At 67.4% G+C, this 10,370-nt stretch carries 10 protein-coding genes; 3 read left to right on the forward strand and 7 right to left on the reverse strand.

Annotated features, from left to right (window positions below; all coding sequences use genetic code 11):
- Positions 1–88: 88 nt before the first annotated feature.
- The 6 genes from yajC to pdxT form a co-directional block, all read right to left on the reverse strand.
- Complete coding sequence (gene yajC, locus AC5RWD_RS10675; protein ID WP_494019978.1) at positions 89–484, reverse strand: preprotein translocase subunit YajC; 396 nt, start codon at positions 482–484, stop codon at positions 89–91.
- Between the two features lie 234 nt (positions 485–718).
- Entirely contained in the window at positions 719–1,807 is a 1,089-nt protein-coding gene (gene ruvB, locus AC5RWD_RS10680) for a Holliday junction branch migration DNA helicase RuvB (protein ID WP_494019965.1), read from the reverse strand.
- Complete coding sequence (ruvA, locus tag AC5RWD_RS10685; RefSeq protein ID WP_494019966.1) at positions 1,800–2,447, reverse strand: Holliday junction branch migration protein RuvA; 648 nt, start codon at positions 2,445–2,447, stop codon at positions 1,800–1,802. The genes ruvB and ruvA overlap by 8 nt, the downstream gene beginning before the upstream one ends.
- A gap of 81 nt (positions 2,448–2,528) precedes the next feature.
- The gene (ruvC, locus tag AC5RWD_RS10690) at positions 2,529–3,107 is read right to left on the reverse strand and encodes a crossover junction endodeoxyribonuclease RuvC (RefSeq protein WP_494019967.1); all 579 of its coding nucleotides are present in this window, start codon (positions 3,105–3,107) and stop codon (positions 2,529–2,531) included.
- 31 nt (positions 3,108–3,138) lie between these two features.
- The gene (locus AC5RWD_RS10695) at positions 3,139–3,894 is read right to left on the reverse strand and encodes a YebC/PmpR family DNA-binding transcriptional regulator (protein ID WP_003800675.1); all 756 of its coding nucleotides are present in this window, start codon (positions 3,892–3,894) and stop codon (positions 3,139–3,141) included.
- 3 nt (positions 3,895–3,897) lie between these two features.
- Positions 3,898–4,629: a pyridoxal 5'-phosphate synthase glutaminase subunit PdxT gene (gene pdxT / locus AC5RWD_RS10700; protein WP_494019968.1), complete on the reverse strand. Its 732-nt coding sequence runs from the start codon at positions 4,627–4,629 to the stop codon at positions 3,898–3,900.
- Between the two features lie 91 nt (positions 4,630–4,720).
- On the opposite strand from pdxT, the gene AC5RWD_RS10705 reads away from it, so the two are divergent.
- Positions 4,721–6,010 (forward strand): MurT ligase domain-containing protein, encoded by a 1,290-nt coding sequence (locus AC5RWD_RS10705; RefSeq protein WP_494019969.1) that lies wholly within the window; start codon positions 4,721–4,723, stop codon positions 6,008–6,010.
- Positions 6,007–6,759, forward strand: a complete 753-nt coding sequence (locus AC5RWD_RS10710) for a type 1 glutamine amidotransferase (RefSeq protein ID WP_494019970.1) — start codon at positions 6,007–6,009, stop codon at positions 6,757–6,759. The genes AC5RWD_RS10705 and AC5RWD_RS10710 overlap by 4 nt, the downstream gene beginning before the upstream one ends.
- A 40-nt stretch (positions 6,760–6,799) precedes the next feature.
- Here the strand turns inward: AC5RWD_RS10710 and AC5RWD_RS10715 are convergent, their stop codons facing one another.
- Positions 6,800–8,092, reverse strand: coding sequence for a CapA family protein (locus tag AC5RWD_RS10715; RefSeq protein ID WP_494019971.1), 1,293 nt, complete (start codon positions 8,090–8,092; stop codon positions 6,800–6,802).
- Between the two features lie 100 nt (positions 8,093–8,192).
- Between AC5RWD_RS10715 and AC5RWD_RS10720 the strand changes: the two genes are divergently transcribed.
- Complete coding sequence (locus AC5RWD_RS10720; RefSeq protein WP_494019972.1) at positions 8,193–10,205, forward strand: M3 family metallopeptidase; 2,013 nt, start codon at positions 8,193–8,195, stop codon at positions 10,203–10,205.
- Positions 10,206–10,370: the final 165 nt, after the last annotated feature.

Genomic DNA, 10,370 nt, shown 5'->3' on the forward strand with positions numbered 1-10,370 from the left:
TATTAATTGCGGAGGGCCGCCGGAGCGAGCCTTGTCGCACCCGGCGGCTCCGCGGCCGTAGACAGCTGTGCTGCGCGGAAGCGGCGGACTAGATGTCCTTCTTGCCCTCGTCATTGAGGCGCTTGAGGGTCTCGTCCGGGGTCTCGTCGGCCGTGCCCGCCTTGGCTTCAGGGGCCAGCGGGCCGTCGGCCGTCAGTGCTGACGCGTCGTCGGGAACGGCCTGGGTTTCGGCGGCGGGTTCCACAATCTTGTTCACTGCCTGGCGGTGGACGGTGGCCAGGTTGCCGGGCGACAGCTCCAGGACGACTTTGTTCTCCGCTTCGTCAATCGACACGATGCGGCCGAACAGTCCGAAGCTGGTCATGACCTCGATGCCGGGAGCAAACTGCGACTGCAGCTTTGCCTGCTGCTGCTGGGTCTTTTTGTTGCGGCGGAACATCATGAAGATGAAAACGCCGAGCATGACGAACAGCAGGATGGTCATGATGTCGATGCCGCCGCCGGCCTGCGGCTGGGCCTGGGCACTAATATGTCCGAACAAGTGAAGTTCCGTTCTGTACTTGCGTAGCTGGTTGACAGCGACGTCCGCTTTGCACCGCGCTGCGCGCCCAGACGCGGGAGACCGGCCGCGGGCGGCCCGCCGTAGCGGGACACGGAAACAAAGCCCGGACGTGCCGAGCGTCTTTCCAGTCTAGAGGGAAAAGCTGGGAGGGCGCTGCTATTGGGTGCTGGAAACCCATTCAGATGACGATTCCTCGTCGCCCGGCCCGGCCCCGAAAAGGTCCAGCGTTTCCTGGCCAAAGACCCCTGCCGGCACTGCCAGCCCCAGGTGGGTCCAGGCCGGTGCCATGGCGATCCGGCCCCTCGGCGTCCTGCCCAGCAGCCCCTCCCGGACCAGGTATGGCTCGGCGACCGTCTCCACGGTCTCCGGCTCCTCACCGACGGCGATGGCCAGTGTGGACAGGCCCACCGGGCCGCCACCGAACTTGGTAATTAGCGCCTCCAGCACGGATCGGTCCAGCCGGTCCAGCCCGCGCTTGTCCACCTCGTACATGTCCAGCGCGGCGGAGGCGGAACGGGCATCGATCTGTTCGATCCCGTGGACCAGCGCCCAGTCCCGGACCCGCCGCAGCAGCCGGTTGGCGATGCGGGGGGTGCCGCGGGACCGGCCGGCGATCTCAGTGAATCCGGCCGAGTTCACCTTCAGGTCCAGCAGGCCGGCGGACCTGCGCAGCACCAGCTCCAGTTCCTCCACTGAATAAAACTCCAGGTGGCCAGTGAACCCGAACCGGTCCCGGAGCGGACCCGGCAGGAGTCCGGCACGCGTGGTGGCACCCACCAGCGTGAAAGGCGGCAGCTCCAGCGGAATGGCCGTGGCGCCGGCGCCCTTGCCCACCACGATGTCCACGCGGAAGTCCTCCATGGCCATGTAGAGCATTTCCTCGGCCGGCCGGGACATCCGGTGGATTTCGTCCAGGAAGAGGACTTCACCCTCGGACAGCGAGGAAAGGATGGCGGCGAGGTCGCCGGCGTGCTGGATGGCCGGGCCGCTGCTGATCCGCAGCGGCGCGTTCATCTCGGACGCGACGATCATGGCGAGGGTGGTCTTGCCGAGGCCGGGAGGCCCGGAAAAAAGGACGTGGTCCGCGCTGCGCCCGCGCATCCGGGATGCCTTCAACACGAGGGAGAGCTGCCTGCGGACCCTGTGCTGGCCCACGAAGTCGTCGAGGTTCTTGGGCCGGAGCGCGGCCTCGATGGCCCGCTCCTCCGGCTCTTCTCCCCCGGCGACCAGGGACGGTTCAGCCACGGCTGCCTACCCTGTTGCCCGCCCGGGCTCCGTCCTGGCCGAGCCAGCGTAGTGTGGCGCGCAGGATCTCGGCAACGTTGCCTTCGCCGGCGAGCTCCGGCGCATCTGCCAGGGCCTTGTCGATGCTGCCCGCAGCGTCCTTCTCCGACCAGCCCAGGCTGGTCATGGCGGCCACGACCTGCGGCTTCCAGACACCTTCAGAGGACGCGGCCGGCGCTCCCGCGGGCGTCGCGGTGCCATGCGGAACGAGTTTCCCGGCGAGTTCCAGGACGATGCGCCCGGCAACCTTGGGGCCGATGCCCGGTACCTTGGTGAACGTCTTACTGTCCCCGGTGTGCGCCGCCACCCGGATGGCTTCGGGGTCATGCACAGCCAGGACGGCGAGGGCGAGCCGCGGGCCCACACCGCTGACACTGAGCAGAACGTCGAAAACTTCCCGCTCGTCGTCGCTCGCGAAGCCGAACAAGGTGAGGGAATCCTCCCGGACGATCAGGGAGGTGAAAAGTTTCCCCTCCTCGCCGGTCCGAAGCTTGCTGAGCGTCTGGGGCGTCGCGTACACGCTCATGCCGGCGCCGTTGAGGTCAATGACGGCGGTGGACAGCCCGACGTGCGCCACGGTTCCGCGGAGAAAACTAATCAAGGCCGGGGCTCCTGAACTTGCGCCGGCATAAACCGACTATCCGAACATATCTACGAATACCCTAGCAAGGAGCGGCGACAATCAGCGTGCACGGCGCGCCTTCGCCTCTGCCGCCGCCCAGGCGCGCTGGGCGGGGGTCAGTGACTGGCTGCCGGGACCGGTAGTGGCGACGCTGGCGCCGCTGCCCGCCCGCCACGCGTGTGTGATGGCGAGGGCCAGGGCGTCCGCCGCGTCCGCGGGGCGCGGCGGGGCATCGAGCCGGAGAATCTTGGTGACCAGCTTGGTGACGGCCTCCTTGTTCGAGGATCCGCTGCCCGTGACCGCCGCCTTGACCTCGGACGGCGTGTGCAAAGCCACGGGAATGCCGCGCCGGGCCGCCGCGGCGATGACGACGCCGGAGGCCTGGGCCACGCCCATCACCGTGCTGACGTTGAGCTGCGAGAAGACCCGCTCCACCGCGAGAACGTGCGGCTCGTAACGGTCCAGCCAGTCGTCGATCGCGAGGGCGATCACCAGCAGCCGCTGGTCGAGCGTTTCCTCCGGTGAGGTTCCCACCACGCCGACGGCCACCATGGTGGCCCGCCGGTTCTTTTCGACGTCCACGACGCCGATGCCGCAGCGGGTCAGCCCGGGGTCGATTCCCAGTACGCGCAACGTCACGTGCAACCGCTCCGGTCCGCCACGCGGAAAATCACTCGGCTTCCAGGGCTGCCTGAACTTCGTCGCTGAGGTCGGCGTTGCTGTAGACGTTCTGGACGTCGTCGAGGTCCTCGAGGGCGTCAACGAGCTTCATGAACTTCTTGGCGGCGTCAAGGTCCAGCGGCACCTCCATGGAGGGCACGAACTCGGCCTCGTCGGTGTCGTAGTCAATGCCGGCTTCCTTGAGCGCATCGCGCACAGCCTGCAGGTCCTTCGGGTCCGAGTGGATCTCGAAGGTGTCCCCGTTGTCCTTGACTTCCTCGGCACCGGCGTCGAGCACGGCCATGAGGACGTCGTCCTCGGTGAGGTCGTTCTTGGGCAGGGTGACAACGCCCTTGCGGGTGAAGAGGTAGCTCACCGAGCCGGGGTCAGCGATGGTGCCGCCGTTGCGGGAGATGGCCAGCCGCACCTCGGATGCGGCGCGGTTTTTGTTGTCGGTAAGGCACTCGATCAGCAGCGCGGAGCCCTGCGGGCCGCGGCATTCGTACATGATCTCCGTGTAGTCCACGACCTCGCCGGTGAGCCCGGCGCCGCGCTTGATGGCACGGTCGATGTTGTCGTTCGGAACCGAGGTCTTCTTGGCCTTGGTGACGGCGAGTTCGAGTCCGGGGTTGCCGGCGAGGTCCGGGCCACCCATCCGGGCAGCGACTTCGATGTTCTTGATCAGTTTGGCGAACGACTTTGCCCGGCGGCTATCAATGATGGCCTTCTTGTGCTTGGTCGTTGCCCATTTGGAGTGGCCTGACATGCTTTACGCTTCTCCTCTGATCATGCGAATAAAAAGTTCATGCACGCGCTTCTCCCCTGTCACTTCCGGATGGAAGGAGGTGGCCAGCAGCTGGCCGGAACGCACTGCAACAATTCTAGCTGTCCCCTGCAGATCAGCGGCGTGGGAGGCGTGTTCCTGGTCGGCGGGCTCCACCTGCGCCAGGACTTCAACGCCGGGCCCGACGCGCTCCACCCAGGGGCCGCGGATGAACACAGCGTGAACCGGCGCCACGCCGTGCTCGGTGGCGCTGAACCCCAGGCCCTTGAAGTCGAGGTCGGTCTCGAAGGACTCGCGCTGCCGGCCGAAGGCGTTGCGGCGGACCGTGATATCCAGGCCGCCGAACGTCTGCTGGGGGTTGCCGACGAGGTCGGCGGCGGGGTCGGCGATGTCGTGCGCCAGCAGGATCATGCCCGCGCAGGAACCGTACACCGGGAGGCCGTCGGCGATGCGCTGCCGCAGCGGGCCGGCGAGGTCGAAGGCGCGGGCGAGTTTGTCGATGGCCGTCGACTCGCCGCCGGGGATGATGAGTCCGTCGAGTCCGTCGAGCTCTGCGGGGCGGCGGACGCCTACGCCGGCGGCCCCTGCTGTCTCGACCGCCCGGAGGTGCTCGCGGAAGTCGCCCTGCAGCGCCAGAACGCCGATTCGCAGGCCGGTGCCGGGCTTTTCGGGCACCCCGGCAGGGCGCGGAAGGGCGCTGGAAAGGGAATTGGTCATCTAAACAGCATAGTGTCCCGACAGCGGACGGCCGCTTTCGCCATCGGCCCTCCGCCACATTGCATGCCGTTGCTGGGATATATTACAGAGCATGTTTTCCCTCAGCGTTCCGCTCGGCAAGTTCGTTCGCCGGGTTACCCGGCTCAGGGGCGGAGGCTCTGCACTACCCGGCCTGGTGGTCGAGAAAATCGACCCCGGCTTCATGCAGCGGACCCTGTCCACCCTTCCCCACGGCGTCACCGTGGTCAGCGGCACCAACGGCAAAACCACCACCACGAAAATGGTGGTGGAACTGCTGGAAAGCCAGGGGCTGAAGGTGTTCACCAACCGCACCGGGAGCAACTTCACCCGCGGCGTGGCGGCTGCCCTGCTCGGCGAGGTTGACTGGCGCGGACGGCTCGACGCCGACATCGCGGTGCTGGAACTGGACGAGGCCCACGCCGTGCACTTCGTCAACCGCGTCCCGCCGCGCTACAGCCTGCTGCTGAACGTCCTCCGCGACCAGCTGGACCGTTTCGGTGAGATCGACAAGACCGCCCAGCTCCTCCAGCACATCGCCGCCAAGACCACGGGAACCGTGGTGCTGAACCGCGAGGACCCGCGGGTGGCCCGGATCGCAGATACGCTGCATGGTCCCGAGGTCCTCTACTTCGGCCTGGACGACTCGCTGCTGGGCACCTTCCCCAGCGACGATGAACTCCGCGCCGGGCCGGGCAGCCCCGTCCCTGCGGTGCCGGAACGGCCGCAGGCCGACGTCGTCCTCCGCCGCGTGGGTGCCGATGACGCCGATTTTGAGTACGACGGCGTTACCGTCACCACCGGGATGAAGCTCCGCGGCGTCTACAACATCTTCAACGCCGCGGCTGCGCTGGCCCTGGCCCGCAGCATCTGCGGCAGCGGCGCCGCCGCCGCGGACCACGGCACCCTGCTGAGGGCCCTGTCCGAGGTGGCCCCGGCGTTCGGGCGCGGCGAAAGCCTCACGGTGGACGGGCTTCCGCTGGACCTGGTCCTGGTCAAGAACCCGAGCGGCTTCCGGCTGGGCCTCAAGTCGTTCCCCTCGGGCGGCTACGCCACCATGATCGCCATCAATGACAACTACGCGGACGGCCGCGACATGTCCTGGCTGTGGGACGTTGATTTCGATTCGCTGCGTGCGGAAGGAGTGGACCAGGTCACCGGCTCCCGCGCGTACGACATGGCCCTGCGCCTGCAGTACGACGAAGTGCAGGTCGGGGCGGTGGGCACTGACATCCCGGACGCCCTGGCCGACTTCATCCGCAAGGGCAAGGGCCAGCCGAAGCGGGTCTTCTGCACCTACACAGCGATGCTCGCCATCCGCCGTGAGCTGTCCAAAATCACCACAGTGGAGGTGGTCTCTTGACCCCCGATTCCGGCGCCGGCACTACCGCATCAAAGGGCACCATCCGGGTCCTGCAGCTGTACCCGCGGGAGATGAACATCTATGGCGACTGGGGCAACGCCCTGGTGCTGCAGCAGCGCCTGAAGTGGCACGGGTACACCCCGGAACTGCTTGAGTACAACGTGGGCGACGAGTTCCCCGAGGGGGTGGACATCATCCTGGGCGGCGGCGGGCAGGACAGCGGCCAGCTCGTCATCCAGGACGACCTCCAGTCACGGGCCGGCCTCCTCAAGGGGATGGCCGAGGACGGTGCGCCCATGCTCCTGATCTGCGGCATGTACCAGCTGTTCGGCCGGTTCTTCAAGACCCGCTCGGGCCCGGTCATTCCCGGCATCAGTGTTCTGGACGTGGAGACCCACGGCACGGATGAGCGGCTGATCGGCAACGTCAAGGTCACCACCGCCGAATTCGGCGAGGTCCTGGGATACGAAAACCACAGCGGCCAGACCACCCTGGGCCCCGGCGTCGAACCTCTGGGGACAGTGGCGAAGGGCACCGGCAACAACAGCAGGGACGGGCAGGAGGGCGCCCGCTACCGCAATATCGTGGCCAGCTACCTGCACGGTTCCCTGCTGCCCAAGAACCCGGCCATCGCCGACTTCCTGATCCGGACCGCCGTCGAACGCAAGTACGGTACCTTCACTCCCGGCGAACCGGATGACCGCTTCGCCGTCCTGGCCCGCGAGCACGCCGCCCGCCGGCCCCGCTAGGGAGTGAACGGGCTGCCGGTGCTGTACCGCCCCTGGAGTGTCACCGCTCCTTGGTGACCAGCAGCTCGTGGGCGCCGGCCTCTGCCGCGCCCATGGACTCCACCACCTGCTTGGTCCGGAGCCGGGTTTCGGCATCCGCCGCGGGACTGGCGCACACGCCCTGCGGGGCGTCTGCGGCCACAGAACACCAGCGGTATGGGGCGCTGACAATGACTGACGGCGCCCAGGCGACGTCGGAGGCGGTCCACTTGCCGGCGCTGTCCTGACTGAACTGTGCCCGGAGCAGCAGGCCCTCGTTGTTTACAATGTACGCCGGGGACAGTTCCGTCACCCCGTTGCCCAGCCCATAGGCAATCCAGGTTCCCTTGTACTTTTCCACGGGAAGCACTGAGTGCGTGTGGTGCCCGTAGATCATGGTGAACTGCCCGCTCTCCGCCAGCGCGTGCGCCACCTCCAACTGCTGGGCGTTCGGGGCACTGGAGTACTCGTCCCCCGCGTGCATGGCGGCCAGCACAATGTCCGCGCCCTGGTCCCTGGCCTCCTTGGCTTTGGCGATCATCGCGGGAGCATCGAGCATGTCCACCTGCCACGGCTGTTCCGGGACCTGCCCGTTGAGCCCGTAAGTGCCGGCAATGACGGCGATCCGGGCGGCGTCCGTCTGCAGGATGAGGATGCCCCGGGACTCAGCCTGTGTCCGGTAGGAGCCGGTGTGCTCCAGCCCGGCGGCATCCAGCACATCCAGCGTCCTGGCGAGGCCCTCGGTGCCCTGGTCGATGGTGTGGTTGCTGGCCGTGGTGCAGGCGCGGTAGCCGACCGCCTTGGCGGCGGCGGCGATCTGGGGCGGGACGTTGAAGGAGGGATAGGCGGAGAAGGGGCCACCGGGCAGGGCCACGGGCGTCTCCTGGTGGCAAATGGCGAGGTCGCTTTGTTCAATGTAGCGCCGCTGGCCTTCCAGCAGCGGACCGAAGTCGAGTCCCTTGACTCCGCCGGCCACGGCGTCCTCATGGGCCTGTTGCCAGAGCTGGGCGTGCACCAGCATGTCGCCGGTGACCAGGACGGACGTGCAGCGGACCGCCTTGCACGCGGGGCCGGCACCCGGAGTGGGGGTGGCTGTGGCGCCCGGGGTGGGGTCCGCCGTCGGCGTTGGAACGGCGGTGTTCCCGGGGCCTGGCTGCTCTGCCGGGCTCGAGGTCTGGCCGGCTGGACTGGGAGGCTGGTTGCCGGATGGTGGCGGGGTCTGTTCGGCGAGCACGCCGCAGGACGCCAGCGCCACTATCAGCAGCGCGGCGGCGCCCGCCCGAATCGCAGAGCCCGGTATATTGTTTTTCCCCATGGCCAAAGCCTAAGTCCGGGACAGGCCGACGGCGGGCAACCGGTCCGTGGAGACCCGTCAAAACATTGTGTACCGCACAGCTGCATGAAAGGGTTGCTTCATGACCAATCCCCTCCTGTCCCCCAGCGCCCTGCCCTTCGGTCTGCCGCCGTTTGCCGATATCGACGACTCCCACTATGCCGAGGCGATTGACGCCGGACTCGCTGAACACCTGGCCGAGATCCAGGCCATCGTGGACAACCCCGAGCCGGCGACGTTCGACAACACGGCGCGGGCCATGGAAAGGTCCGGCCGCCTGCTGGACCGCGCCGCCGCGTCGTTCTTCACCCTGGTGTCCTCCGATGCCTCCGAGGCAATCAGGCAGCTGGAAACCGAACTTTCTCCCCGCTTCGCCGCGCACCAGGACGCCGTCTACCTCAACCGGGCGCTATTCGAACGGTTCAGCGCCGTGGACACAGGGGGCCTTGACGCTGAATCGGCCAGGCTTGTCGCGGAGTACCTCAAGGAGTTCCGCCAGTCAGGCATCCAACTGGACGACGCCGGCCAGGACCGGCTCCGTTCCCTGAACGCCGAGCTGTCCCGGCTCGGCACGGAATTCGGCCAGCGCGTCAAGGAAGCGATGAAGTCCGCCGCCCTGTTGCTGGACAGCGCCGATGACCTCGCCGGCCTTCCCGCGGACGAGATCGCCAGCGCCGCGGAAGCTGCCCGCGTTGCCGGACATGACGGCAAGTTCCTCCTCACGCTCATCCAGCCAAGCAATCAACCCGCCTTGGCGTCACTGGACAACAGGGACGTGCGCCGGCGGCTCTTCGAGGCGTCTGTTGCCCGCGGCAGCTCCGGCGGAGACCTGGACGTCCTCGGCCTCGCGAAATCCATGGTCCGGCTCCGCGCCGAGAAAGCCGCCCTGCTGGGCTTCGCCAACTACGCCGAACTGGTGGTGGACCGGCAGACGGCCCCGGACTTCGGTGCTGTGCGGACCATGCTGAACCGGCTGGCTCCCGCCGCCGTCCGGAACGCCGACGCGGAGGCTGCGGCCCTGGCCGAGAGCGCCGGACATCCGCTGGAGGCCTGGGACTGGGCCTACTACTCCGCCAGGGTGCGGCGGGAACGCTACACCGTGGACGAGCAGGCCATCAGGCCGTACTTCGAGCTTGACCGGGTACTGACGGATGGCGTGTTTTTCGCTGCGACCTCGCTCTTCGGTATCACGTTCCATGAGCGCAAGGACCTCGCCGGTTACCACGAGGACGTCCGGATCTGGGAGGTCCGGGACGCGGACGGCACAGAATTGGGGCTGTTCCTGGGCGACTACTACACCCGCGAAACCAAGCGGGGCGGCGCGTGGATGAATTCGCTGGTGGACCAGTCGGCGCTCCTGGGCACCAAGCCGGTGGTCATCAACAACCTGAACATCTCCAAGCCGCCCGCGGGTGAGCCCACGCTGCTCACGCTCGATGAGGTGCGGACCGCGTTCCACGAGTTCGGCCATGCCCTGCACGGGCTGTTTTCCAACGTCACCTACCCCCGTTTCTCCGGCACGTCGGTGCCGCGGGACTTCGTGGAGTACCCGTCCCAGGTCAACGAGATGTGGATCATGTGGCCGGAGGTGCTGGCCAACTACGCCCGCCACCATGCCACCGGGGAGCCGCTGGCCCAGGACGTCGTCGACCGGCTCAACGAGTCCCGCCTGTGGGGCGAGGGATTCGCCACCACGGAGTACCTCGGTGCGGCGCTGCTTGACCTGGCCTGGCACGTCCTGGAAGCCGACGGCGTTCCGGAGGACGCCCTCGAGTTCGAGGCGAAGGCACTGGCTGCCGCGGGAGTGGCACACCCGCTCATTCCGCCTCGGTACCGGACGGGCTACTTCCAGCACATCTTCGCAGGCGACGGCTACTCTGCAGGGTACTACTCGTACATCTGGAGCGAGGTGCTGGACGCGGAGACCGTGGACTGGTTCACCGAGAACGGCGGGCTCAGCCGGGCCAACGGCGACCGCTTCCGCGCCGAACTCCTCTCCCGCGGCAACAGCCGGGACCCACTCGAGTCCTTCCGCTCCCTCCGCGGCCGCGACGCCGCCCTCGAGCCGCTCCTCAAGCGCCGCGGACTGGACTAGCGCCCCTCCCCCTTGGAGTTTTTGTCCAGTTGTCGCGACTTCGGGGGCGGCAAAGTCATATGGTCGTAGCAACGCTCTGATGGATGGAGCGTGCGATGCCGAAGTTGTTTCCGCTCGGTGCCCGTGGTGATTTTCTCGATCTGGTGTGCTCCAGCATGTCGGTCA

Source organism: Arthrobacter sp. CMU6, from assembly GCF_059090205.1.

Excerpts from the sequence above, each read along its gene's own strand:
- yajC (WP_494019978.1), bottom strand. The coding sequence starts at position 484 with ATGACCATCCTGCTGTTCGTCATGCTCGGCGTTTTCATCTTCATGATG.
- AC5RWD_RS10695 (WP_003800675.1), bottom strand. The coding sequence starts at position 3,894 with ATGTCAGGCCACTCCAAATGGGCAACGACCAAGCACAAGAAGGCCATC.
- pdxT (WP_494019968.1), bottom strand. The coding sequence starts at position 4,629 with ATGACCAATTCCCTTTCCAGCGCCCTTCCGCGCCCTGCCGGGGTGCCC.
- AC5RWD_RS10705 (WP_494019969.1), top strand. The coding sequence starts at position 4,721 with ATGTTTTCCCTCAGCGTTCCGCTCGGCAAGTTCGTTCGCCGGGTTACC.
- AC5RWD_RS10715 (WP_494019971.1), bottom strand. The coding sequence starts at position 8,092 with ATGGGGAAAAACAATATACCGGGCTCTGCGATTCGGGCGGGCGCCGCC.
- AC5RWD_RS10720 (WP_494019972.1), top strand. The coding sequence starts at position 8,193 with ATGACCAATCCCCTCCTGTCCCCCAGCGCCCTGCCCTTCGGTCTGCCG.